The 24799-nt window shown below is 44.6% G+C and carries 21 protein-coding genes; 11 read left to right on the forward strand and 10 right to left on the reverse strand.

What is annotated here, in order from left to right; genetic code table 11:
• Positions 1-61 precede the first annotated feature (61 nt).
• Positions 62-1468 carry an MltF family protein gene (locus tag EJN84_RS10865; RefSeq protein WP_129595442.1) on the reverse strand — a complete coding sequence of 469 codons (1407 nt, stop codon included), beginning with the start codon at positions 1466-1468 and terminating at the stop codon, positions 62-64.
• Between the two features lie 457 nt (positions 1469-1925).
• Between EJN84_RS10865 and thrA the strand changes: the two genes are divergently transcribed.
• The 5 genes from thrA to hflX all read left to right on the forward strand — a co-directional run bounded on the left by thrA (position 1926) and on the right by hflX (position 11309).
• On the forward strand, positions 1926-4370 hold the full coding sequence (thrA, locus tag EJN84_RS10870) for a bifunctional aspartate kinase/homoserine dehydrogenase I (protein ID WP_129595443.1): 2445 nt from the start codon (positions 1926-1928) through the stop codon (positions 4368-4370).
• A 53-nt stretch (positions 4371-4423) separates the two neighbouring features.
• The gene (locus EJN84_RS10875) at positions 4424-5644 is read left to right on the forward strand and encodes a cofactor-independent phosphoglycerate mutase (protein WP_129595444.1); all 1221 of its coding nucleotides are present in this window, start codon (positions 4424-4426) and stop codon (positions 5642-5644) included.
• A gap of 34 nt (positions 5645-5678) precedes the next feature.
• Entirely contained in the window at positions 5679-6983 is a 1305-nt protein-coding gene (thrC, locus tag EJN84_RS10880; protein ID WP_129595445.1) for a threonine synthase, read from the forward strand.
• Between the two features lie 85 nt (positions 6984-7068).
• Positions 7069-9795, forward strand: coding sequence for a putative LPS assembly protein LptD (locus tag EJN84_RS10885; RefSeq protein ID WP_129595446.1), 2727 nt, complete (start codon positions 7069-7071; stop codon positions 9793-9795).
• 287 nt (positions 9796-10082) lie between these two features.
• Positions 10083-11309 (forward strand): GTPase HflX, encoded by a 1227-nt coding sequence (hflX, locus tag EJN84_RS10890; RefSeq protein ID WP_129595447.1) that lies wholly within the window; start codon positions 10083-10085, stop codon positions 11307-11309.
• 895 nt (positions 11310-12204) lie between these two features.
• On the opposite strand, the gene creD is transcribed toward hflX, so the two are convergent.
• The 5 genes from creD to EJN84_RS10915 form a co-directional block, all read right to left on the reverse strand.
• Positions 12205-13629: a cell envelope integrity protein CreD gene (gene creD / locus EJN84_RS10895; RefSeq protein WP_129595448.1), complete on the reverse strand. Its 1425-nt coding sequence runs from the start codon at positions 13627-13629 to the stop codon at positions 12205-12207.
• A 50-nt stretch (positions 13630-13679) separates the two neighbouring features.
• The gene (locus EJN84_RS10900; protein WP_129595449.1) at positions 13680-13979 is read right to left on the reverse strand and encodes a winged helix-turn-helix domain-containing protein; all 300 of its coding nucleotides are present in this window, start codon (positions 13977-13979) and stop codon (positions 13680-13682) included.
• A 24-nt stretch (positions 13980-14003) separates the two neighbouring features.
• Positions 14004-14612, reverse strand: coding sequence for a hypothetical protein (locus EJN84_RS10905; RefSeq protein WP_129595450.1), 609 nt, complete (start codon positions 14610-14612; stop codon positions 14004-14006).
• 106 nt (positions 14613-14718) lie between these two features.
• Entirely contained in the window at positions 14719-16110 is a 1392-nt protein-coding gene (locus EJN84_RS10910) for an aspartate kinase (RefSeq protein WP_129595451.1), read from the reverse strand.
• Positions 16111-16246: 136 nt separating this feature from the next.
• Positions 16247-16822: a Maf-like protein gene (locus EJN84_RS10915; protein WP_129595452.1), complete on the reverse strand. Its 576-nt coding sequence runs from the start codon at positions 16820-16822 to the stop codon at positions 16247-16249.
• Between the two features lie 148 nt (positions 16823-16970).
• Between EJN84_RS10915 and EJN84_RS10920 the strand changes: the two genes are divergently transcribed.
• Positions 16971-17681, forward strand: a complete 711-nt coding sequence (locus tag EJN84_RS10920; RefSeq protein WP_129595453.1) for a 2-phosphosulfolactate phosphatase — start codon at positions 16971-16973, stop codon at positions 17679-17681.
• On the opposite strand, the gene EJN84_RS10925 is transcribed toward EJN84_RS10920, so the two are convergent.
• The 4 genes from EJN84_RS10925 to EJN84_RS10940 all read right to left on the reverse strand — a co-directional run bounded on the left by EJN84_RS10925 (position 17678) and on the right by EJN84_RS10940 (position 21306).
• A complete protein-coding gene (locus EJN84_RS10925; RefSeq protein WP_129595454.1) occupies positions 17678-18082 on the reverse strand; it encodes an RNA-binding S4 domain-containing protein in 405 nt (134 codons plus the stop codon). The genes EJN84_RS10920 and EJN84_RS10925 overlap by 4 nt on opposite strands.
• Positions 18083-18112: 30 nt before the next feature.
• Positions 18113-18673 carry an aminoacyl-tRNA hydrolase gene (gene pth, locus EJN84_RS10930; protein ID WP_129595455.1) on the reverse strand — a complete coding sequence of 187 codons (561 nt, stop codon included), beginning with the start codon at positions 18671-18673 and terminating at the stop codon, positions 18113-18115.
• A gap of 26 nt (positions 18674-18699) precedes the next feature.
• Entirely contained in the window at positions 18700-19275 is a 576-nt protein-coding gene (locus EJN84_RS10935) for a 50S ribosomal protein L25/general stress protein Ctc (RefSeq protein ID WP_129595456.1), read from the reverse strand.
• A 123-nt stretch (positions 19276-19398) separates the two neighbouring features.
• On the reverse strand, positions 19399-21306 hold the full coding sequence (locus EJN84_RS10940) for a beta-N-acetylhexosaminidase (RefSeq protein ID WP_129595457.1): 1908 nt from the start codon (positions 21304-21306) through the stop codon (positions 19399-19401).
• A 172-nt stretch (positions 21307-21478) separates the two neighbouring features.
• On the opposite strand from EJN84_RS10940, the gene nusB reads away from it, so the two are divergent.
• From nusB to EJN84_RS10965, 5 genes are all read left to right on the forward strand, one after another.
• The gene (gene nusB, locus EJN84_RS10945; RefSeq protein WP_101486449.1) at positions 21479-22405 is read left to right on the forward strand and encodes a transcription antitermination factor NusB; all 927 of its coding nucleotides are present in this window, start codon (positions 21479-21481) and stop codon (positions 22403-22405) included.
• Positions 22406-22432: 27 nt separating this feature from the next.
• Entirely contained in the window at positions 22433-22741 is a 309-nt protein-coding gene (gene yajC / locus EJN84_RS10950) for a preprotein translocase subunit YajC (RefSeq protein WP_101486448.1), read from the forward strand.
• Between the two features lie 21 nt (positions 22742-22762).
• Positions 22763-23752 carry a YbbR-like domain-containing protein gene (locus EJN84_RS10955; protein WP_129595458.1) on the forward strand — a complete coding sequence of 330 codons (990 nt, stop codon included), beginning with the start codon at positions 22763-22765 and terminating at the stop codon, positions 23750-23752.
• Between the two features lie 6 nt (positions 23753-23758).
• A complete protein-coding gene (coaE, locus tag EJN84_RS10960) occupies positions 23759-24346 on the forward strand; it encodes a dephospho-CoA kinase (protein ID WP_129595459.1) in 588 nt (195 codons plus the stop codon).
• Positions 24347-24481: 135 nt separating this feature from the next.
• On the forward strand, positions 24482-24679 hold the full coding sequence (locus EJN84_RS10965; RefSeq protein ID WP_129595466.1) for a winged helix-turn-helix domain-containing protein: 198 nt from the start codon (positions 24482-24484) through the stop codon (positions 24677-24679).
• The last annotated feature ends 120 nt before the right edge of the window (positions 24680-24799 follow it).

A 24799-nucleotide genomic window follows, 5' to 3' on the forward strand; every position in this document is an offset into this window, starting at 1 on the left:
GACTCGCCAAGCACACAACGATTTCACTTCGCGTGTTTGCTTCCCCTTGCAGACAGAATATCTACTTCACCTTTTGTCGATATAGTTCCCAGCGCCGCATCACCTCGTCTACATACCGGAGAGTTTCGTCGCTGCGAAAATAGCCCGAATTGCACACCGGATCTTTGTAATATTTCTCAAAACGTTTCAGACTCAAATATTTTTCCACGCTATCGTCCCACACTTGCGGATCGGAACCGTATTTTTGGGCAAGCGCCTGACCGTCGTACACATGACCGATTCCGCCGTTGTAGGCGGCAAGTGCCAGCTTGATGCGCTCATCGGGGTTTTCGATGGACGAAAATGCCTGAATAAGCCTTTTCAGATAAAAGGTGGCAGCCTTGATATTGAGTTCGGGATCGAAAATATCTTGCCGGCTCACGCCCAAACTCGCCGCCGTAGAAGGCATCAGTCCCATGATTCCGGCAGCGCCGGCCCACGATTCGTTGCCGTTTACAAACGTCGATTCCTGATAAGCCACCGAGGCAAGCAGACGCCAATCGATACCGTATTCGGCTCCATATTTTTTAAAGTAATCGTCGTAAGGCGACAGTTGCCCGGGTTTGAAAAAAGCTGTAACTGCCAAATCGCCGGCCATCGCAAAATTCTTGGATTCTTCGAAGTAGCGCTTCGTAATTCGGCGGTAAGAGGGTTCGGCATTTGCGCGGGCAAACCAGGCGTCGAGCGAGTCGGCCAAAACGGGACTATCTTTGCGCACGGCCCACGACGACCGCTGATCGAAACTCACCGGAAGCGATATATCGATATTGGAAAAGTATGTTTTGTTTAATCGTGCCAGATAATCGTCGGCAACGGTATATGCAATTTCGCCGTTCGAAACCATCCGGATCAAATCCTCCACCACCACCGTATCCTTATCGACGGCCACGATGTTGATCCCGCCGCCCAACTCTTCGTTGAGATTGACAACGCGGTCGTAATACTTGGTTCGGGAAATGACGGTTACATCTTTACCCACCAGTTGTGTGACGTCGGTGAGCAGCGTGTCGCCCCTGTTGGCCCGTTGCACCAAAACCTGATGCGATATGTGGGTCAATCCGCAATAGATAAGCGAATCCTTGAGTCGGTTTTCCACCGGCACATTGTAGGCAATCACGTCTCCTGCGCCCTGCAAAAGCATTTCTACCAGCGAAGCGGAATTTTGCGCAAGCACGATGTTCAGTTCCAGATCGTGTTTGTCGCAAAAATCGCGAATCATGTCGTAATGGTAGCCCATCGGTTGATCGCGATAGATAAAATAGGATGTGGAGGTATTGAGTGTAAGCACGGTAAGCGTATCCTTCCGACGAATGGTTTCGAAATCGTCGAGCGGATGTTTACTTTCCCCTTTGCCGCAGGACGAAAGTATGGCGATTGACAAAAAAGCCGGCCAAAAGATGCCGAAAAAATGAGTTCGGTCGATTTTCATTCCGACAGGAAACAGATTGATTTTCGCAAAAGTACATATTTTTTTTTGGTTTTCAAATGACGTGGGGACTTTGGCGGCACTCACCATTTCGTAAGAAATCTGTTGGAAGTAGCCATGCTGTCCGGATATTGCACGATTCTGTCAAAGAAAACATTGAAAACGGGGCTTCATTGATCAAATTACATCTTTTTTTCGATTTTTATTTCATTTTTTCCATAATTCAGCTATCTTTGCAACAAAATCATTCTGCGATGCCATTGTTGCATTTCACATACACCCAATACACTACCTCGATGATGACCCCTTGCGGGGTTATCTGATCTTCTTTTTTCCAAACAACAAGGGCAATTCACAACACCCCATTCCCAAGAATCACCTTCGATTCTTACAATCAAAAACATTTCCAAACAAACCAATCACCGTTCGCTCCGTAGCGAACGAAATATCGATATCCAAGATGAAAGTAATGAAATTTGGCGGTTCGTCCGTCGGTTCTCCCGAATCGATCAAATCGGTAAAACAGATCGTTGAAGCCGAAGAAGCACCCGTGATCGTAGTAGTATCGGCACTCGGCGGCGTTACCGACCGACTGCTTCTTTCTGCCGATTTTGCCGTGAAGGGCAATGCCGGATACAAACCGATGCTCGAGGAAATCATACTCCGACACGAGGAGCTGATCGAAGCAATGATCGTTTCGCCACCCGACAAAGAGGAAGTTCGCCGGAAAACTCAAGTTCTATTCGACGAATTGAGAAACATTTTGCGCGGGGTATTTCTGATTGGCGATCTGTCGCAAAAAACTTCGGACAAAATAGTAAGCTATGGCGAACGACTTTCGTCGATTATCATCGGCAAAGTGATAGACGGCGCCAAACTCTACGACGCTACCCAATTTATCAAAACCACAAAACAGTTTGCGCGGCACATGCCCGATTTGGATTTGTCGAACGAACTGATTCGAAAAACATTTTCGAAAGATCCATTCGACAAGGTGGCAGTTGTGCCGGGCTTTATATCGTCGAGCAAGGACAACGGCGACATCACCAATCTGGGACGAGGCGGATCGGACTACACCGCGGCCATTATAGCTGCCGCGATGGATGCTTCGATGCTCGAGATATGGACCGATGTGGACGGTTTCATGACGGCCGATCCCAAAATCATCAATTCGGCTTATGTGATCGAGGAACTTTCGTTCACCGAAGCCATCGAGCTTTCGAACTTCGGGGCAAAAGTGATTTATCCGCCAACAATTTTCCCGGTGTATCACAAAAACATCCCCATTTACGTAAAAAATACGCTAAATCCCGCCTCTGAAGGCACTCTCATTCGGCACATCGAGCCCACGCCGAACGGGAAAATCATCAAAGGAATTTCGTCCATCAACGATACGGCACTCATCACCATCACCGGCTTGGGAATGGTAGGCGTGATCGGCGTCAACAAACGCATCTTCACGGCGCTGGCCAATGTAGGCATCAGTGTGTTTCTGGTGTCGCAAGCCTCGTCGGAAAGCAGCACGTCGATAGGTGTTCGTTCCGTTGATGCGGCTCTTTCGCAAAAAGTGCTCAACCATGAGTTTGCTCACGAAATAGCAATGGGCAGCATCAACGAAATTCAGGTTGAATATGATTTGGCCACCATTGCCATCGTAGGACAAAACATGAGACACGTGCCTGGCATAGCGGGCAAGTTTTTCGAAACGCTGGGACGCAGCGGCATCAACATCGTGGCGCTGGCACAGGGAGCGGGCGAAACCAACATTTCGTGCGTGATTTCGAAAAACGATTTGCGAAAATCGCTCAATGTCATCCACGATTCGTTTTTCCTTTCGCTCTACCAGGAGTTGAACCTTTTCGTAGTCGGAACCGGTACGGTGGGAAGCAAACTACTGGACCAAATCAAGCAGCAACAGCAAATTCTGAAAGATAGAAACAAACTGCGCATCAACATCGTGGGAATTGCCAACGGTCGCAAAGCACTTTTTTCGAGAGAAGGAATATCGCTCGAAAACTATATGGACAACCTGATGACGAACGGCGTAAAAAGCTCTCCCAAACTCATTCGCGATGAGATTCTGAAAATGAACATTTTCAACGCCGTATTTGTGGACTGCACGGCAAGTGCCGATATCGCTTCGCTTTACGAGGAATTGATGTCGAAAAACATTTCGGTGGTGACGGCCAACAAAATAGCCGCCTCATCGTCGTACGACAATTATCACAAATTGAAAGAAACCGCACGCAAAACCGGCGTGAAGTTTCTGTTCGAAACCAATGTGGGGGCAGGACTTCCGATCATCAACACGATGAACTCGCTGGTGAATTCCGGCGACAATATCTTGAAACTCGAAGCCGTGCTCTCCGGTACGCTCAATTTCATTTTCAACACGTTGAGCGAAAACATCCCTTTCAGCAAAGCCATCCGCATGGCGGTAGAAGCCCAATATGCCGAACCCGATCCGCGCATCGATCTGAGCGGACTGGATGTGATTCGGAAGCTGATCATTCTCTCGCGCGAAGCAGGAGCCAGAGTGGAACAGTCGGACGTGAAGAAACACCTGTTTATCGACCAAAAATATTTCGAAGGGACACTGGAAGAATTTTGGAATACGATTTCCGAAATGGACGAATATTTCGAAGCACGACGCAAGGAGCTGGCCAAAGAAGACAAGAAACTTCGTTTCGTGGCGACCTACGAGCGTGGAGAATGCGAAGTCGGCCTACGCGAGATCGAAAAGGGGCATCCGTTCTACGATTTGGAAGGAAGCAACAACATTATCATGATCACGACCGAACGCTACAACGAATATCCGATGGTAATCAAAGGATACGGGGCCGGTGCCAGCGTGACGGCGGCAGGCGTCTTTGCCGACATCATTTCCATTGCAAACATTCGATGATTGGAGGGCAGCAGAAAAATAAATCGCAGCAATACAACTAAAATACAGGAAAAATGAAATACATTATTGTTTTGGGTGACGGCATGGCCGACGAACCAATAGCCCAATTGGGAAACAAAACACCACTGCAGGTGGCACACACGCCAACGATGGATTTGTTGGCGAAGAAAGGTCGCAGCGGCATGCTCGACACCGTTCCCGAAGGATTTGCTCCCGGAAGCGAGATTGCCAATCTGTCGGTGATGGGATACGACGTCCCGAAAGTTTACGAAGGTCGCGGCGTATTGGAAGCGGCAAGTATGGGCGTGGATATTCTGCCAGGAGAAATGGCCATGCGATGCAACTTGGTTTGCATCGAAGGCGATTTATTGAAAAATCATTCGGCAGGCCATATTTCATCGGAAGAAGCGGCAGAACTCATCGCTTTTCTGAACGAAAAATTGGGCGACGAAACCTTCACCTTCTTTCCGGGCGTTTCCTATCGTCATCTACTGAAGATGAAAGGCGGCAATAAACACATCGATTGCACACCGCCTCACGACATTCCCGAGAAGCCTTTTCGTCCGGCTTTGATAAAACCGACAGACGAGGCTTCGAAGCTCACTGCCGAAGCTCTCAATCGACTGATACTGGCTTCGCAGGAGATTTTGGCCGATCATCCCATCAACAAAAAACGTATTGCCGAAGGCAAAGATCCCGCAAACAGCATTTGGCCGTGGTCGCCGGGATATCGACCGCAGATGCAGCCGCTGAGCGAGATGTTTCCTATCCAAAGCGGATCGGTGATTTCGGCAGTAGATCTGATTCGAGGCATAGGCGTATATGCAGGACTGGAGGTGATTCTGGTGGAAGGTGCCACGGGACTGTACAATACCAACTACGAAGGCAAAGCGCAAGCAGCTTTGGATGAACTGAAAAAGAAAGATTTCGTGTATCTTCATATCGAAGCGAGCGACGAAGCCGGCCACGAAGGCGATGTTCCTCTCAAAATAAAAACCATCGAATTTCTCGATCATAGGGTACTGAAAACAATTTATGAAGAGACCGAAAAATGGGACGAACCCGTTGCAATTGCGGTACTACCCGATCACCCGACACCCTGTGCCCTCCGAACGCACACGCGGGCAGCCATTCCTTTCGTGATCTATCATAAGGGCATCGAACCCGATTCGGTGGAGCAATATGACGAATTTTCGGCACAAAATGGCGGTTTCAGCTTGCTGCACGGAGACGAGTTTATGAAAACACTGATTGGGATAGAAAATAAGAAGTGAGAAATGAGAAGTGAAGAAATAAAGAAGTAAAGAAATGAAATATTACAGCACAAATCATAAAGCTCCGGAAGCCACTCTTCGCGAAGCAGTGGTGAAAGGGTTGGCCCCGGATAAGGGACTTTACATGCCGGAGAAAATAAACCGGTTACCGAAAGATTTTTTTGATCATATTGGAGAGAAAAGCCTGACAGAAATAGCACAAACAGTGGCTCAAGCCTTCTTTGGAGAGGATATCCCGAAAGAAAAACTGGACGCAATCGTTGCAGACACGCTCAACTTCGAAATTCCGCTGCATAAGGTTGAGGAAGATGTGTATGTTCTCGAATTGTTTCACGGCCCTACTTTTGCCTTCAAAGATGTCGGCGCTCGATTTATGGCACGCATGCTGTCCTATTTCGTAAAGGAACAAGGACAAAGCGACGTGAAAGTGCTGGTGGCAACCTCGGGCGACACGGGAAGTGCCGTGGCAAACGGTTTTCTGGGCGTAGAAGGCATTCAGGTATTTGTTCTTTATCCTTCGGGAAAAGTGAGCGATATTCAGGAAGCGCAATTCACTACGCTCGGGCGAAACATTGTAGCATTGGAAATCGACGGCACGTTCGACGATTGCCAGGCATTGGTGAAAGCGGCATTTATGGACGATGAGCTGAACCGAAAACTAAATCTGACATCGGCAAATTCCATCAACGTAGCACGTTTTCTGCCCCAATCGTTCTACTACTTCCATGCCTTTGCCCAACTGGCGGCTCAAAACAGTGCCGACAATGTGGTAATTTCCGTACCCAGCGGAAATTTGGGAAATCTTACGGCAGGATTGTTCGCAAAGCGAATGGGCTTACCCGTGAACCGCTTCGTGGCTGCCAATAACCGCAACGATGTGTTTTTTCGCTATCTTGAAACAGGTCTGTATCAGCCGAAACCCTCCGTTCAGACCATTGCCAACGCTATGGACGTGGGCGCTCCCAGCAATTTCGACCGAATTCTCGATTTGTATCACGCCGAACATGCATCGATCGCAAACGATATCTCAGGGAACACGTACAACGACGACGAAATCCGAAAAACTATTCGCGAAACATACGAGCAAACAGGATATCTGCTCGATCCGCATGGAGCTTGTGCCTACAAAGCATTGAAGGAAAGAAAAAATGACGACGAAAAAGGAATTTTTCTCGCTACGGCACATCCCGCAAAATTTAAGGAAGTGGTGGAAAATTGCATCGGAAAAACCATAGAAATTCCCGAAAGGTTGTCGGAATTCATGCGTCAGCCAAAGCAATCGATTTTTTTGCCCAACGATTTCGATCGTCTTAAAAATATGCTGTTGGAATTCAGTTAAGTTTCTTTTTGATAAAATGTGAGGCAGATTATCGCATTAATGATTAGCTTTGTGCTTCGAAACCATACGCTATCAGCAGTTTTTGATGAGATACTCGGAGATCGGCATACTTACCATATTCTTTTTGCTTCTTTCTCAACTTTCTTTTTCTCAAACAAGAACGCTGAGCAATGACACTTTACCACCAACCAACCTCCAGGGTGCAGCTCCAAATGACTCACTAAAAATCGATAGTCTCAATCAAAAAAAGGAAACACTCGAAGCCCCCGTATATTACACCGCCCAAGATTCGATGATATTCACAAAAGACAATCTTGGGTTTTTGTACGGCGAAGCCGAAGTGAAATATGGGAAAATTGGGATAAAAGGCGCGTTTATTACCGCCGATCTCGATAGCAATACCATTTCATCTACCTACGGTCTCGATTCTGTAGGCAAAGAATTTGGCTATCCCGTTTTCGACGATAACGGGACGCAGTACGAAATGAAAAAAGTTCGTTACAACTTCCAAACCCGGAAGGCATTCATCAACCAAGTTGTAACACAACAGGGCGAAGGATACATCGTGGCGAAGGATGCAAAAATGAATTCCGACAATTCATTTTATATGCGCAACGCCAAATATACTACTTGCGACTTGCATGATCATCCGCATTTTTATCTGAATTTATCGAAAGCAAAAGTCCGACCCGGAAAAGATGTTGTTACCGGCCCTGCATGGCTGGTGGTGGCGGATGTGCCGCTTTTTCCGGTTGTTCTTCCCTTTGCATTTTTCCCGTTTACCCAAACCTATTCTTCAGGAATCATCATGCCCAGTTATGGAGATGAAATGAGTCGTGGCTTTTATCTGCAAAACGGAGGTTATTATTGGGCCATAAATGATTATGTAGATCTGGCGATCACGGGCGAAATATACACAAAAGGGAGTTGGGGCATCGGCGCGCGTTCGAACTACCGCAAGCGTTACAAATTTTCGGGCAGTTTCAACACCTATTATCTAAACACGGTTCTTGGAGACAAGGGATTGCCGGACTATTCGGTTTCGAAAGATTTTCGCGTAAACTGGACACATTCACAAGACCCCAAAGCGAATATGTATCGCACATTATCGGCCAGCGTCAATTTTTCGACCAGTAAGGCAAACCTTAACGATTTATCCTATTTATACAATCGCGAATCTTCGAACAATACCAAAAGCTCCAGCGTCAGTCTTACTCAACGATTCCCTGATTCTCCCTGGAGTCTTTCGGCTACCATGAACATCAATCAGGTATCTCGCGATTCCACTATTTCTGCCACACTGCCCAACGTCTCTATCAACATGAGTAGAATCTATCCATTCAAACGAAAGGATGCCATTGGCGACGAGCGCTGGTATGAGAAAATATCGATGAGCTATTCGGGTGAGTTTCGTAATTCTATCACAACAAAAGAAAACCGTTTTCTTCAATCGAATCTGGTAAAAGACTGGACTAATGGCATGCGTCATAGCATTCCCATCAGTGCCACTTTCACACTTTTCGATTACATTCAGATTTCCCCGTCTATCAACTACAACGAGCGTTGGTACACCTCGAAACACATGCAGGCGTGGGATCCGGTAAAAAAACAAAACGTCGTGGTGGACACGATTTATGGATTTCAACGCGTTTACGATTATAGCACATCTTTGAGTTTCAACACCAAGTTGTATGGATTCTACACGCCGTGGAAAATATTCGGCGACAAGGTACAAACTATCCGACACGTATTTTCGCCGTCCATAAGTTTGGGCTATACTCCCGATTTCGGGAAACCGCGTTACAATTTCTACGAAACATATTACTACAAAGATGAGTATGGAGAGGACGTGGAATATACCTATTCACCCTACAGCCGTATGATGTTCGGTACAGCTCCTACAGGAGAAAGCGGAAGTATCGGATTCGATTTCAAAAACAACGTCGAAATGAAAGTACGCAGCGACAACGACTCTACCGGGTATAAAAAAATCAGTCTCATCGACGATCTCGGCATTAGTTTTAGCTACAACATGATGGCCGACTCGATGAAATGGAGCAATATCAATACGAACATCCGACTGAAACTATCGAAATCGTACACACTGAGTTTGAGCGGTTCATGGGATCCGTACATCTACGAACTCGACGCAAACGGACGCCCGGTTCATGTCGATAAATTGCGAATCGGTCATGGCAAAGGCTTTGGTCGATTGATGGGTACAGGAACCTCATTTTCGTATTCATTCAATCAGGACACTTTCAATAAACTGTTCGGTAGAGACAAAGAAACCGGAAAAGACGAAAACAAAGAAGGAGAAAACATTACCGAACTGCCGGACGACGGGACACTGGGACGAAACCCTAATGAAGAAACACCACGCACAAGCGTTTTCGAATCTGACGAACAAAGTCAAGGCGAGTATGATGCAGATGGTTATCTGAAAAATTCGGTCAATTGGAACTTATCCTTCAACTATTCTATCCGCTATGGATTGGGAAGCGAATTTGACTACGATAAAATGGAATACAAGGGCGAATTTACCCACAATTTAGGTTTTAGCGGATCGATACAGCCCACAAAAAACTGGAATTTCACCTTCAATACCGACTTTAATTTCGATCTCAAAAAATTTACGAGCGTGAATTGCTCCATCTCTCGAAACCTCCACTGCTGGAGCATGTCAGCCAACTTTATTCCGCTCGGGCCCTACAAATCATACAACTTTGTGATTCGCGCAAACGCTTCGTTATTGCAAGATCTCAAATACCAACGCAACAGCTCGCCTTATAACAATATGGATTGGTATTAGCCATTTACATGACGATTTTCAACGGACAAGTTGGATGCGATAAATAATCTGACGAATTTACGGATAAATGAATTTTGAACGTCGATTTATTATGAAACGTATCTCAAGTAAGAATGGAGAGATCAATGCAGATCCTTTGTTCGCAAACAATTTGTAAGGGGTAGTTCTTGTCTTTATTCCTTTCCACGCCGTAAATCGAATTAAATTTGCCGGCGCGTAATACGAAATAAAAAATTATTGCGAAATTTGTTGTTTGAACGCACGAAAAAAAATTACAAGAAATTCGAATGAAAGACCTCATAATTACCGAAATAAAAAGTGAAAAAGCCATTTTGGTCGGACTTATCACACCCGATCAAAGCGAAGAGAAGGTGAATGAATATCTCGACGAGTTGGCCTTTTTGGCCGAAACGGCCGGTATTGTTCCCGAAAAACGCTTCGTTCAGCGGCTCGAAATGCCCAATTCGGTTACTTTTGTCGGTGCAGGCAAACTGCAGGAAATAAAGGAATACGTTGCCGACGAAGAAAATCAAATCGGCGTGGCCATTTTTGACGATGAACTGTCAGCCAAGCAAATCCGCAATATCGAAAAAGAATTGAAGATCCGCATCCTCGATCGGACAAGTCTCATCCTCGACATCTTTGCCATGCGCGCACAAACAGCTCATGCCAAAGCGCAGGTTGAACTTGCCCAATATCAGTATCTGCTGCCGCGACTTACGCGCATGTGGACCCACCTCGAACGCCAGCATGGTGGTGGTGGCGTAATTATGCGCGGTCCGGGTGAAACACAGTTGGAAACAGACCGCCGCATCATTCTCGACAAAATTTCGCGTCTGAAGAAAGAGTTGAAGGACATCGACATGCAAAAATCCGTCCAGCGTAAAAATCGGGGCAAAATGGTGCGTGTGGCGCTGGTGGGATACACCAATGTGGGAAAATCCACATTGATGAACCTGCTGAGTAAATCGGAAATTTTTGCCGAAAACAAATTGTTTGCTACGCTTGACACCACGGTGCGCAAGGTAACTATCGACAACCTGCCGTTTTTGCTCACCGATACGGTGGGTTTCATTCGTAAATTGCCCACCAACCTGATTGAGTCGTTTAAATCTACCCTCGACGAAGTGCGTGAGGCCGATATTTTATTGCATGTTGTGGATATTTCGCATCCCGCATTCGAAGAACAAATAGAAGTGGTGGAAAAAACGCTCTACGAAATTGACAAAACACCGAAACCTACCATTCTGGTATTTAATAAAATCGATGCTTTCACACACGTGGTAAAGGGAGATGACGACCTGACTCCCAAACGTCGCGAAAACTATTCGCTCGAAGAGTTGAAACAAACCTGGATGAACAAACTGCAAGACAACTGCATTTTTATTTCCGCAAAGGAAAAAGAAAATATTGATGAGCTGAAGCAATTGATTTACAAAAAGGTGAAAGAAATTCACATTACACGCTTCCCTTATAACGATTTTCTTTATCAACATTACGAAGGTGATTTGTAAGGTTTCAATCCTAACAGGTTTTGAAAACCTGTTAGGATTTAGTTAATTACCTAAAATAATCATCAATATTTATTTAATATTACATTATTTTTAATTCGTAAATATGTTCACATTCGTTTACATTTAGCTATAGTCGTTAAGTTGAAACGGCAGTTTTATATCACTTTTTACACTTTCTAACGCGACGAGTAGGTTTTGTGTCATAACATTGGTCACTTTCCATTTTGACGAGTGACCTTTGTGTTCACACAAAACGTACTTTCCAAAATGCGGAATGGCATTTGTGAACCCAAAATGGTCGCTTTTCACTTTGACGACCGACCTTTTACGATTTACATGACCCATTCCGTTAACAAATTATGGAATGTTGTGCCGTTTTCGATAACTATTTTTAAGGGAGAGTGACTTTTGTGCAGACACAAAAGCCGTTCCTCACGGCGACGAGTGAGTTTTGTCTGCGAACAAAGGTCGTTGCTTTTAACGCCGAACAACCTTTTTCGGGTGACAAAGGTCGTTCCTCATTTTGCGGAGTGAACAGTTCGAACAAACAAAGGTCGTTCCGCGCAATGCGGAGCAAGCAAAGTAGCAGAAATAGGGCACTCCGCATCCTGCGGAAGGAGTGTTTTACCGATAAAAAGTCGTTCCTCATAGCGGAAAGTAGGTTTTGTGTCTGCACAAAAGTCGTTCCTCGTGATAACAAACGGTAATTTCAGACGAAAAATTATCCTTCCTTTAACAGTTCGGTAACCTTTTCGAATAGTGATTGGTCGTTCCGCAAAATGGGAAATACATCATGTGGCAGTGAAATGGTCGTTCTACAAAACGAAGAGTGAATATATACGAGTAATTTTACCCATATTCAGCAACAAGTCTTTCCTGATCTCCCAAAAAAATTCTACAGATTGAATTTCTTCGAAAAATACATCACCAAGGCAAGTATAACGAACAGCCCAAGACTACCGGCCAAAAGAGCGTAACTTTCCATGTGGATCAGCATGAAAATAAATGCATACAAAATTGCAAGCAGGGCGCCCACCAGCCAACCTTGTTTTGCGCTTCGGAGAATGCTCGACAAGTGAAGTGAAATAAGCACTGCCGTCATTGCGGCGGCGATAAGGTATGCCGGGGCGAATCCCAATACTTCCGAAAGCGAAAGCAACAACGAATAAAACAGTACCAAGGCAAGCCCAATGAGCAGATACCGGAACGGATGCACTGCATTTTTTCGGATCATTTCCATGAAGAATACGGCTACAAAAGTGAGCAAAATAATGAGGATGCCATATTTCACGGCGCGCATATTTTGCCGATATTGATCGACCGACTGGACAAACTGAACGCCGAAACGTGAGTCGGCCATCTGACTCATCGAAGCATCGTCGTCGCCGGTGATGATTTGACCGTAACTGCGATTGATATCGAGAATTTTCCAATCGGCGGTAAATCCGTTTTGGTCGATTTGGCGACTGTCCGGTAGAAAATTGCCGTCGAATCCGGGCGAAGCCCAGTCCGATGAGAGGTGCACTTTCGTAACTTTTCCAACCGGCACCACATAAAATCCTTGCGATCCGTTCAATTTCATCGACATGGAGAATGGCAGTGAATCGGAATAAATTGGAGAATCTTTTTCGTCGAACGTCATTTTCGCATTCATTCCCTGACCGAACAAACTACCGGTTTTTTCTTTCGTTGCCACTTCCTTTTCGGCAACAGTTGACGAACCAAATCCTAAAGATAAATTGCGCACAGGAATACCCGGCTCAAAATCGACGTTTGCACTGGCTATTTGCAACGGACTTATTTCCTTAATTCCCTTCAAATCCGAAATTCCTAAAATCAATCGAATTTCGTCCCATTTTATTTGCGAAAGGCTGACTCCCGACTTCTCCAGAGCCTGCATATCGAATGACCCTTTGAGAATGATATCCGATCCGTACACGGAGGCATCATAGATGCCGCGTTTGCGGCTTTCCACAACAGCATTGGCCGAAACGTGGAGCACTTCGGGAAGCAGCACCAAATTCTGCTCGACAATGGTTTGCAAATCATCCTTTATCAGCGTTTTCGTATAAGGAATGACGAAACACGGCCCGGTAATGGTTTGCTTTCCACCCCATTTCGAAGTGATTTCTTCGATTGCTTTTTGTCGGGTAGTTTGTCGTTCATCGATGAGCGATTGAATCATCAAAAGCGGGATAAGCAATACGAGTGTCAGTATCCCTATAATCACCAGTTTGATGGTGGTAGCATATCGTTCCGGAAAACTTCCTTCCGAATTGTGTCGTTGAGGATTGCGTTGCGTAGAATCGGGAGATGTCATAAATTTGGGATTTTTGATTTTAGTGAAACATCATAAAGAAGGAAATCGTATCATAAATTTTGTCGGATAAAAGCTTCCAAAGCCATCAGATGATCTTTGAAAGCTTTTTCGCCTAAAGGAGTTTTCGAATAGGTTGTTTGAGGTTTTCGACCCACAAAGCGTTTTGTGGAAACAATATATCCCAAGTTCTCCAACGCGCGGGTATGGCTTGCAAGGTTGCCGTCGGTCAATCCGAGCAACTCCTTCAACGAATTGAAATCGATTTTGTCGTTTACCATTAAAACCGACATAATTTCGAGTCGGGTTTTACTTTCGAATGCCTTGTTAATATCTTCGAGAGGATTTTTCACCGGTTTGACTGATTACCGAAAAAATTATCTGCGTTCGACCGCGAAATAAAAATAAATTCCATACACGATGTGCACCCATCCAAATCCGATTGACCAGCACAGCAAAGCATAATCGGATGGAACAAACAACGAAAAAATGCCTGTCAACAGTTCGGTGCAGCCCAACCAGAAAATGCTTCCGTAAGTATATTTTGAAGCATTTACGAGAGCCAACCCGTAAAATAGCAGCATGGCAGGAGACAATAACCGATATTCGCCACCTGCGATTAACGAAGCACAAAACAGCCCGCCAACAAAAAGAGGTAAAAGAAAATTGAAAAGGGTGCGCCACATTTGTTTGTTCACGAATTGTTGTCCCGCCTTGCGCGCTTTTTGAGCCGAGAAAAACAGAACGATGATCAACGAAAGAACGAAAACGGCAATTCCGACCGCAATTAACTTTGATAATGAACTTGTCGCCATCGACAAATCAAGTGTATCGTGCAACATCGATCTGACCATTGCTGCTCCGGCCAAAGCTATCGTTCCGATGAGGATAGCCGATGTTCCACTGAACGAAGTGAAGCGCGACGATTTTTCCATCATCGACTTAATATCGCGCACCGTTTTTAATGCTTCATTATTATTTTCCATAAATAAAAAGTACTTTGTTTCGCAAAGTAAAAACAAAAAAAGAAAAGTTGGACGTCGCGTATCCAACTTTAACTTAATTTAGTGAGCGCTTGCCAAAAATCCGTTATTACGATGCTTTATGATGACACAACTCTTTGTTGAGCGCAATCACGGCTTCCTCATAATGTTCGCGATTGATGACAAACTGCATATTGACCTGCATAAGTGATTGTGCGAAACTTTCGATGTTGATTCCTTTTTCGTAAAGCGCTTTGGTAGCACGATAGAGAAATCCGGGCATGGCGATATTTGTCCCCATCGCGCAAACAATGGCTACCGGTCGGGCCGTAACCTGATAAAAAACATCGGTAAGTACTTTGATCAATTCTACCGATTTGGGATTGTCCCAAACAACCATTGTGATGGAGTTGGCATTGGTAGATTTGAGAATATAACTCACTCCGTGTTTCTGAAAGTATTGCATGATGTGTCCGTCGAAACCGGGTTCGCCCACCATCATTGGGTCGTGCACCTCGATAGCGACGACTTTGCGCGATCCTGAAACAATTTCGACACGTGGTTCGGGCGAGATATAATCGCGCGAAATAACTGTTCCGGGATGTTCCGGTTCGAACGTATTTTTGATGCGAATGTTGATGCCGGCCAATTCCAAAGGTTTGGCAGCTTTCGGGTGAATGGCTTCCATGCCGATGTCGGCCAACTGATCGGCAATAATATAATTGGTATGACCTACGGGGACGCTGTTTTCCACGCCCACAATTTTGGGATCGGCACTCGACAGGTGATATTCCTTGTGAATCACCGCTTCGTCGGCTTTCACATCAACGGCGATTTTGCTGAACGTTACTTCGGAATAGCCGCGATCGAAAGCGCGCATAATGCCTTCCGTTCCTTTGGTGTAACCTGTGGCAATACACAAAATCTTGCTGAAATCGATATCTTTGAACTCCTTGTGAATACGTTGGTCGATGGTGAGTGGTTCGCTGTCATTAAATCCGCACAAATCCACAAAACGGGCGTTGATGCCGTTGTTGTTGAGGATATTCGTCGAGTTCCATGCCGAATGCGCTTCTCCGATAGACGAAAGAATTTCTCGCGCAGCGAGATAAATATCGGTCTGGTTGACATAGCCGGAGGCAAGCACTTTCGAAAGACTGTAGAGAATCGTTTTAGCCTGATCGACTCGAAAACGGATGAAATCGCGTGCCTCTTTCAGATCGAGACCGATATCGGCAAAGCCGTCGTTGATGAGCAAGAGTCGTTTGCAAAAATCGTCAAGTGCACTGCTGAAATCTTCCCCTTGCAGGAATTTATGATAGATACCGGGTTCGCCGGTTTTTTTGTGTTCGAGGAGCCAGTTGGTAACGTTGTTATATGCCGAAACCACGAAAATGCGGTTATAAAGAGCATCGCCTTTGCGATTGCCTTTGATGATGTTGTTGAGTACGTCCTGAAATTGTGACATGGACGTTCCACCGATTTTTTCGACTGTAAGCATAGCAATGATGTTGTTAGTTGAAGTGAATGTTGTTGTGCCACATCGTGTTTGCACGACACAAATTTACATGATAATTTTCAATCGCACCACAGCTGAGATGATTTAATTGGGAATTAATGGATGGAATCGTATCGGTTTAAAACTTTTTGATTTCCCGATAGACGCGGAAAATCGGAAGTCCCATCACGTTGAAATACGATCCTTCGATTCTCTCCACGCCCACATATCCGATCCATTCCTGCACTCCATAAGCACCGGCTTTGTCGAGGGGTTCGTATTTCTCCACGTAATATTCTATTTCTTCGTCAGACAGTTCGCCAAACGTAACGTAAGCAGTATCGGAAAAAGATACTTGCTTTGTTTTCGAAGTGAGGCAAACTCCCGTTATCACGCGATGTGTTTTTGCGGCAAGAAAATGGAGCATTCTCGCGGCTTCGGCCTTATCTGCAGGTTTGCCCAAAATAGTGCCTTCGAGCAACACGATGGTATCGGCAGTCAAAAGCAGGGAATCATCCGAGAACATTCCGACGTATGCCGACGCTTTTTTTCGTGCAAGAAATTCCGGCACTTCTTCTTTCGGAAGGGTTTCGGGATACGATTCTTCAATATCGGGCAACGCAACAATCTCGTATTCAATATCAATTCCCGACAGCAACTCTTTGCGACGAGGTGAGTTGGAGCCAAGAATAAGTTTGTAGTTGGTCATTTCCATTGATACCGGTGAAAATTTCTCCAAATTTACATGATAATTTTCGTTTGATACAAAGGTTTGAGGATTTTATGATTTAATGCTCATTTCTTCCCCACTTCATTCTTCACAACCGGATGTATTTCGTAAATTTGCACAAAACTCAATGCTTATGACAGTGGACGTATGCCCTTCTCCGGCTCTTTACCCCTATTATGAAAAGGAGGGCGACATCGTGATTGTTGCCGATATTTTCAGGGCATCGACAACAATATGTGCCATGCTGCAAAACGGTGCTTCGGCCGTGATCCCCGTGGCAGATATTGCCGAGGCTCAACGTTATAAATCGGAGGGTTACCGGGTAGGAGCCGAACGTAACGCTCGAAAATGCGATTTTGCCGATGGCGGAAATTCTCCGTTCGATTATCCAAGAGAAAAAGTCGAGGGGAAAGAAGTCGTTTTCACTACAACCAATGGAACACAAGCCATCGAAAAGGCACGCAACTGTCGTCAACTTTTCGTGGGCGCTTTTAGCAATTTGCAAGTGTTGACCGAAAAATGTCTTTCAATTGGAGGACGCGTGGTGGTGATTTGTGCCGGATGGCAGAATAAAATCAATATAGAAGATATGCTTTTTGGAGGTGCTTTTGCCGAGCGCTTATCGGAAAAGTCGGAAATCACAATCGATTCGGATGCCCTTCGCATTGCCCTCGAATTGTGGCGAAAAGCTAAAAATAATCCGTTGGAATATGTAAAGGATACCGATCATTATCGACGGTTAGTGGTCACTGGCGCCGATGGCGATGTGCCCTATTGTCTGCAATCGGATACAGTGCATTTTGTGCCTTGTCTTGACAAAGCGGACGGGAAACTGAAAATTTAATCGTCCCAATCAAAATTTTCGAAATCGAACTGATCGGTGAACTGTTCCAAATTGCGGCGATCTTTTTTTGTGGGGCGACCTGTTCCTCGCTGTCTATCGACAAAACCGCTGATTTTGTTGAGCTCCAATAATTCGTATTGATCAGGTGGGGTGATGTTTTCCATAAACTGAGGAACGAGCTTTGCCCCCATGCGCTTGTCGCTCAAGGCAAGTACTTTGAAGGAAAACGTAACGGGAGGTTTGCGCACTTGCACAACATCTCCCACGCGAATCATGCGCGAAGGTTTTACGGCAACACCTCCAACCATCACTCGCCCTTTTTTGATGGCTTCGGCGGCAATTGTTCGGGTTTTGAAAATCCGAACGGCCCACAACCATTTGTCTATACGTACCTCATCCATTGCCGTTTGCTGTTGGTTGAAAGTTGGTTGTTATCGTTTGTTGTACTGATTCATCGTAACATCTGCACCCGACAGGCAAAAACTGCGAATGATGTCCACTGCTGTTTCTATTTTTTGCGGGAGCAAGATTTTTTCCTCATCCGAAAATTCACTTAATACATAATCAACTTGACGACCGCGTGGAAAGTCATTTCCGATGCCGAAGCGCAATCGGGCATAGTTTTGGCCGATCAGCTCCTGAATGTTCTTCAATCCGTTGTGCCCCGCATCGCTTCCTTTCGATTTGAGCCGAAGCGAACCGAATGGTAATGACAAATCATCCACCACGACCAGCAGATGCTCGTTATCGATTTTCTCATGTTGCAACCAATAGCGCACTGCGTTGCCGCTCAGGTTCATAAACGTGGATGGTTTCAGCAGCAAGAGCGACCGGTTACGGAGTCGCGTTTCGGCTACAAATCCGTAACGCTTATCCTGAAAAACAACATTGGACGCTTTTGCAAAAGCGTCCAATATCATAAAGCCTATGTTGTGGCGGGTATTTTCGTAGTCGGGTCCGATATTTCCCAGACCTGCAATCAGATATTTCATTCCAAAAATCTTTCGTAAAACCTCGATTATGCTTTTGCAGCAGCACCTCTGGCAGCGCGAGTAAGCTGAACGCGACAAACAACGGCGTTTTTGGAGTTGAGGATTTCCAATCCTTCGAATTGAAGTTCGCCAACTTGAATAGATTTACCCAACTGGAGCTTTTCAACATCGATGACCAATTTCTCCGGTAATTTGTCGGCAAGCGCTTTCACCTTGAGTTTGCGCATGTCGAGCGATAATTTACCACCGGCACGAACTCCTTCGGCAAGGCCTTCCAACTGAACGGGAATTTCCATAACGACGGGAACATCGTCAAATACATGCAGAAAATCGATATGAAGAATTTCTTCTTTCACGGGATGAAATTGAATTTCCTTGATGATGGCTCTCATTTTTTTGGAACCCAAGTCAAGACTAACCAATTGCACTTCGGGAGTGTAAATCAGTTTGCGAACATCACCGCTCTTTACCAGAAAATTCAGGTTTTCTTCGTTGCTTCCTCCATATACCACGCAAGGAATAAGTCCCTGTGAACGATATGTTTTAGCTGCTTTCTTGCCGAAATCGTTTCTGATTTCGCCTTTTAATTCAAATGTTTTCATTTTTGTTTTTGTTTGTGTTACTCAAAATAAAGTATTTACATTGCTTCTTTATTTCCCATCACACGGGAGCTTCTTAAAAAAGTGGTGCAAATGTAGTGATAATCTTTCGATTCGGCAAATATTTTATTTTGCCCTACTCTTCAAATCATCCACCGTGATTGACATCAACCTTCCAATCGGTTTGCCATCACGATAGGTAATAATGCGCATCAATCGTGCATCTTTGGGAATAAGCAGAGGTGCCGAATATTTGGGATAGAAATTATCGGGAGTAGATCCGTCGAAGCTGGTATAGATATCGAGTCCATCGATTTCGGGAGTGAGTTCGACAAAATATTTTTCCCCTTCTTTCCTGACCGAAACAATCGGATCGTACATTGCCGGGGAATATTTGGTCTGAGCCCAGTCGAGACGTGGAAATTGTGCTTCGGTTTTCGTCACGAATTTATTCCAATCTTTTTTCTCCTTGGGCGACCATAACGATTCGGCAATTGCAAATCCCCTCGGCCAAGTCATGTATTCCGCCTGACGAATATTGTAAATCTGTTCGGTCCACAGATTGGCTTGCCCACCCAGAACAAATTTCTCATTGACTCCGGTTGGGAGAGGATCGAACTTGTAGGACTGATTGAGTCGCAACGTGGCATAAACGGGAGCTTCGGTGCATGGATCGCCCTGCATGTAATCGATATAAACAAAATTGGTCGGACTCATTACCACATAATGTCCCGATTTGGAAGCTTCGATGCCGGCATCAATACCGCGCCAGCTCATCAATGCAGTAGTTGGAGTGATACCTCCTTCCAAAATCTCATCCCATCCCATCATCTTTTTTCCTTTCGATTGAATAATTTTTTCGATACGCTTGCCAAAATAGGATTGCACTTCGGGCATGGTTTTCAGTCCTTCGCGTTTCATGAGTTCTTTCACTTGCGGATTATTCTCCCAAAAATTGTGGGGTGCTTCGTCTCCTCCGGAATGAATATATTCGAACGGGAACAATTGGGCCACTTCGGTAATTACCTTATCCATGAAATCGTACACTTTTTCGTTGGCCGGACATAGTGTATTATCTACATAAGCAATGGGTGGTGCACCATGCGACCAGTCCATAAATTCTTCACCGGCGCGAACCGAATATTCCTCTGCTCCCGGCGTACACGAGAGTTCAGGGTATGATGCAATGGCTGCCAAACTGTGTCCGGGAACATCTATTTCGGGCATTACCCGAACGAAACGTTCAGCGGCATAACGAACGATGTCGCGAATTTGATCCTGAGTGTAGAATCCTCCATAGGTTTTAGGCTCGTCGGGGAGCGGTTTCGAAAAAGTCCCGAACCATCCCACTTTGTCAACACGCCATGCCCCCACTTCGGTGAGTTTGGGCAAACTCTTGATTTCGATCCGCCAGCCCTCGTCGTCGGTCCAGTGCCAGTGAAACGTATTGAATTTATACTTCACCATGTTGTCGATAAATCGTTTCACTTCGTCCACCGTAAAGAAATGGCGTGAAACGTCGAGCATCATGCCGCGCCATCCAACGCGCGGGTAATCTGTGATTTCGACCTGTGGAAGCTGCCAGTCGATATTTTCTACCAAGGTGGTGCTTTCGATTTGCGGCGGTAACAGTTGGAAAAAAGTCTGCACGCCGTAGAATAATCCTGCGGGCGTATTAGCCTTAATAGTCACTCCGTTGGCTGTTGATGAAAAAGTGTAGCCTTCGTTTCCAATTTCCTTTTCCGCTTTTTTGTTCAATATCAATCGAATAGCCGGTTGTGAAGCACGCTCGGTTACAGATATCCGTTTACCCGTAGCCGCCGAAAGTTTGTTACGGAGATAATCATTGACATACGCCATCTCCTTGTCAGAAGGGGAAACAACGATGATCGGATCAGGCAGAACATACACCCCTCCTTTTTCGACAAGCGAAACAGGTTCGGGAATAATAGCCACAGATGTCTTGCTTTGCTGGGCGAAAGTTACCATCGTGAAAAAGGCTAACATAAAAATAACGGCACTGTTTTTTTTCATTTTTGAAGATTTAATAAAGGGTTGACAGATTTTAGACACAAATTTATAAAACTATTTCGAAAATCCTGTTAAACCAAACCTTCCAGTTATAAGAAAGCGCTATTTTCCCGAATTTTATCTTGTCGATAAGGAAAAAATACGTATTTTTGCGATGTAAAAGCTCATTTCAACAATGATTAATAGAAACTTAATTCGTATCCGAATTGTTCAGATCGTTTATGCGTGGTATCAAAATTCGAACAATAATCTGAAAAATGCGGAAAAAGAACTACTGCAAGGATTTCAAAAATCATACGATCTTTATTTTTACTTACTCCTGTTGATGGTGAAAATAACAGACTTGTATGAAGAACGTGTTGAGATGAAAAAAAATAAATTTTTGCCAACCGAAGAAGATCTGAATCCCAACACTCATCTTATCGAGAACAAATTCATCAAACAACTCAGAACCAACAAGACATTAAACAAATATCTGTCCGAAAGGCCCATGAGTTGGGACGAAAACGAAACTTTCGTCAAAAACCTGTTGGACACGATTCTCGGCTCGGAAGAATATAAGAACTATACTGGCAATGTTTCGCCAACCTATGCCGACGACAAGGATTTTTGGCGAAAAATATTTAAGCAATATATCTATCTGAATGACGAACTCGACGATATTCTCGAAGACGAAAGCATTTTCTGGAATGACGATGTGGAAACAGTGGAAACTTTCGTGCTAAAAACAATCAAGCAGTTTTCGGAGCAGAATGGCGACAACCAACCGCTTTTACCCATGTTTAAGGACGAAGAGGACAAACAGTTTGCTCTTAAACTTTTGGACGAAACCATTCTAAACGAAAAAAAATATCGGGAACTCATCGAGAAGCATACTCAAAAATGGGATTTCGACCGTATCGCTTTCATGGACATGATTATTATGCAAGTGGCCGTCGCCGAACTTTATACCTGCGAGTCCATTCCTACCAGCGTTACGCTCAATGAATTCATCGATATTGCCAAATCGTACAGCACGCCTAAAAGCGGGACTTTCGTCAACGGCATTTTGGACGCAATAGCCAACGAAGCAAAAAAGGAACATATCATTTTAAAAAACTAATTTCACTCACTTCAAAATTTTATCGAAATGGACGTATTATTGCAAGCAGGATCCTCAGCAAACGGAGGAGGAATGGGAATGACGCTGATCATGATGATTGCTATCATTGCTGTTTTTTATTTTTTCATGATTCGCCCCCAACAAAAAAAACAGAAAGAACTTCAGAAAGCGCGCGAGTCGATGCAGGTTGGCGACAAAGTAGTTACAGCCGGCGGCATTCACGGTCGCATCAAAGAAGTTGGCGACACCTACTTTTTGGTGGAGGTGGCTGATGGCGTAAAATTGAAATTCGAAAAAAGCTCTGTTTACGCTTCTGCCCAAGACGTTAATAAGTAAACCCCACTTGGATGCCGAGCTATGATTGACGTCAAAGCTATCATAGAGATTTGGAAACCGAGAGTGCGGGCATATTTCTCCAATTTTCCCTGGAGAAATATGCTTGCATTCCTTTTTTTTCTCTTGATGGCCTATATCTTTTGGCTGATGCTCTTTTTCCGTCGCGAAAACGTCGAAGGCTCTTATCGCGTTCCGGTCAAATACATCAACGTGCCCGAAGATGTGGTTTTCGATCAACCGACGCCACAACATATTGATGTCAGAATTTCGGACGTTGGATCGCAAATTTTCAGATACGACATTTTCAAGCCGGACACGCTTCGAATAGATGTCGGAGAATATCACGAAAAAAACATTCAAACCATACAGGGAAACGAACTCCGATATATTCTCAATAATCTTTTCCCCAAAGCCACCCTGCTCAGCTATTATCCGGCATTGATACCGATCTCAACCTCAAAGCTCGAAAAAAAGCAACTCTCAGTGGTATTCGACGGAGAAATCACTACAAGTGGCGCCAATCTGGTAACCGACAGCATATCATTTATCCCCGAAATAGTTACAGCATACTCTTCCAAGAAGATTCTCGAAAACCTAACAAATGCTCTGACCGAATACACCGTTTTCGATAACTTGAAAGCAACCTCGCAATTCAAGATCAAAATCAAAAAAGTGGAGGGTGTGAAGTTCGTTCCGGACGAAGTGGAAATATATATCCCGATTAAGGAATACACTGAGAAAAGCTTTGATATCCCGATCACTTGCTCCAATCTTCCAGACAATCTTGAGGTTAAATTCTTTCCGTCACAAATCAAGGTTTCTTTCCTTGCAACTTTGGAAGATTATAAAAAAATTAGCCCGGAAGACTTCGCCATTGATCTCGATTATACCAAACTTAAGTCTCAAGAAGACGGTAAAATAGAGATAGAACTGACGCAGTCGCCTGCAATGATTCGCAACCCCCGCTTATCGCCGGGTTCGGTAGAATTTCTTTTCGAGAATCTCGAATAAATACAAATGATCAAAATTGGAATAACCGGTGGCATTGGCAGCGGAAAATCAGTAGTATCCGAGCTATTGAAACTTTACGACATACCGATTTATAATGCCGATATGGAAGCCAAACGACTCAATGACGAATCACCTCTCATTCGCGAAAAATTGACGCAATACTTTGGTGAAAATCTGTATGCTTCAGGGAAACTCGACAAGCAAAAGTTTGCCCAAATTATTTTCAACGATCCCGAAAAACTCCGCATAGCCAACTCCGTTATTCATCCCGAACTGCAAAAAGATTTTTTGCGATGGGTCGAAATCCATTCCGAATCGGAAATAGTGGCAATGGAAGCGGCGTTGCTTTTCGAAGCAAATTTTCAGAGCATGTTCGATAGCATTGTTACAGTCTATGCTCCGATGTCGCTTCGAATAACACGCGCTTTGCAACGCGACAAGACAACACCTGAAAAAATAGAAGAACGCATGCGACATCAATTTCCGGACGAGGAAAAAGTGAAGCTTTCGGATTTCGTCATCTTCAACGACGAAAAACATTCTCTTATCCGACAAGTATCCGATCTGATATCGCAAATCAAAGAGAACCGATAAAACTTTTCTCTCAGGCTATCGGGGAGGTTGTGTTGAATTATGCGTACAAAAGGCTTTTTCACCTTTTCACCTGATTTTTTGCAAAATAACTCAAAAAAAGGTATCTTTGCACAGAAAATAAAAAAAATGAGCATCATGGTAGAAAAGATTGGTTGTAACGCCGGCAAAGTTTGGACACAATTGGATGCAGCCGGCCGTTCAAGCGTAAAAGACCTGAAAAAATTGACGAAACTTACAGACAAAGACTTGTATGCAGCCATTGGCTGGCTGGCACGTGAAGGAAAATTGACGTTGGAAGAAGTGGACAAAGAAGTTTTCGTTTCTTTGAAGTAAGTTCGATTCCGACCGCTGTTTAACATCTTCCGTTTTTTAGGAAGTATCTTCGGGTCGATGAAGGAATAATATATTTCTTCATCGATGTTTTTTTTGATATACCCGCATCATCTTTAAATT

The sequence above is a fragment of the Seramator thermalis genome (assembly GCF_004138125.1).
GTDB lineage: Bacteria > Bacteroidota > Bacteroidia > Bacteroidales > Dysgonomonadaceae > Seramator > Seramator thermalis.

Coding starts and splice junctions, on each gene's coding strand:
- EJN84_RS10865 (WP_129595442.1), bottom strand. CDS start 1,468: ATGAAAATCGACCGAACTCATTTTTTCGGCATCTTTTGGCCGGCTTTT.
- thrA (WP_129595443.1), top strand. CDS start 1,926: ATGAAAGTAATGAAATTTGGCGGTTCGTCCGTCGGTTCTCCCGAATCG.
- EJN84_RS10875 (WP_129595444.1), top strand. CDS start 4,424: ATGAAATACATTATTGTTTTGGGTGACGGCATGGCCGACGAACCAATA.
- thrC (WP_129595445.1), top strand. CDS start 5,679: ATGAAATATTACAGCACAAATCATAAAGCTCCGGAAGCCACTCTTCGC.
- EJN84_RS10885 (WP_129595446.1), top strand. CDS start 7,069: ATGAGATACTCGGAGATCGGCATACTTACCATATTCTTTTTGCTTCTT.
- hflX (WP_129595447.1), top strand. CDS start 10,083: ATGAAAGACCTCATAATTACCGAAATAAAAAGTGAAAAAGCCATTTTG.
- creD (WP_129595448.1), bottom strand. CDS start 13,629: ATGACATCTCCCGATTCTACGCAACGCAATCCTCAACGACACAATTCG.
- EJN84_RS10905 (WP_129595450.1), bottom strand. CDS start 14,612: ATGGAAAATAATAATGAAGCATTAAAAACGGTGCGCGATATTAAGTCG.
- EJN84_RS10910 (WP_129595451.1), bottom strand. CDS start 16,110: ATGCTTACAGTCGAAAAAATCGGTGGAACGTCCATGTCACAATTTCAG.
- EJN84_RS10915 (WP_129595452.1), bottom strand. CDS start 16,822: ATGGAAATGACCAACTACAAACTTATTCTTGGCTCCAACTCACCTCGT.
- EJN84_RS10920 (WP_129595453.1), top strand. CDS start 16,971: ATGACAGTGGACGTATGCCCTTCTCCGGCTCTTTACCCCTATTATGAA.
- EJN84_RS10925 (WP_129595454.1), bottom strand. CDS start 18,082: ATGGATGAGGTACGTATAGACAAATGGTTGTGGGCCGTTCGGATTTTC.
- pth (WP_129595455.1), bottom strand. CDS start 18,673: ATGAAATATCTGATTGCAGGTCTGGGAAATATCGGACCCGACTACGAA.
- EJN84_RS10935 (WP_129595456.1), bottom strand. CDS start 19,275: ATGAAAACATTTGAATTAAAAGGCGAAATCAGAAACGATTTCGGCAAG.
- EJN84_RS10940 (WP_129595457.1), bottom strand. CDS start 21,306: ATGAAAAAAAACAGTGCCGTTATTTTTATGTTAGCCTTTTTCACGATG.
- nusB (WP_101486449.1), top strand. CDS start 21,479: ATGATTAATAGAAACTTAATTCGTATCCGAATTGTTCAGATCGTTTAT.
- yajC (WP_101486448.1), top strand. CDS start 22,433: ATGGACGTATTATTGCAAGCAGGATCCTCAGCAAACGGAGGAGGAATG.
- EJN84_RS10955 (WP_129595458.1), top strand. CDS start 22,763: ATGATTGACGTCAAAGCTATCATAGAGATTTGGAAACCGAGAGTGCGG.
- coaE (WP_129595459.1), top strand. CDS start 23,759: ATGATCAAAATTGGAATAACCGGTGGCATTGGCAGCGGAAAATCAGTA.
- EJN84_RS10965 (WP_129595466.1), top strand. CDS start 24,482: ATGGTAGAAAAGATTGGTTGTAACGCCGGCAAAGTTTGGACACAATTG.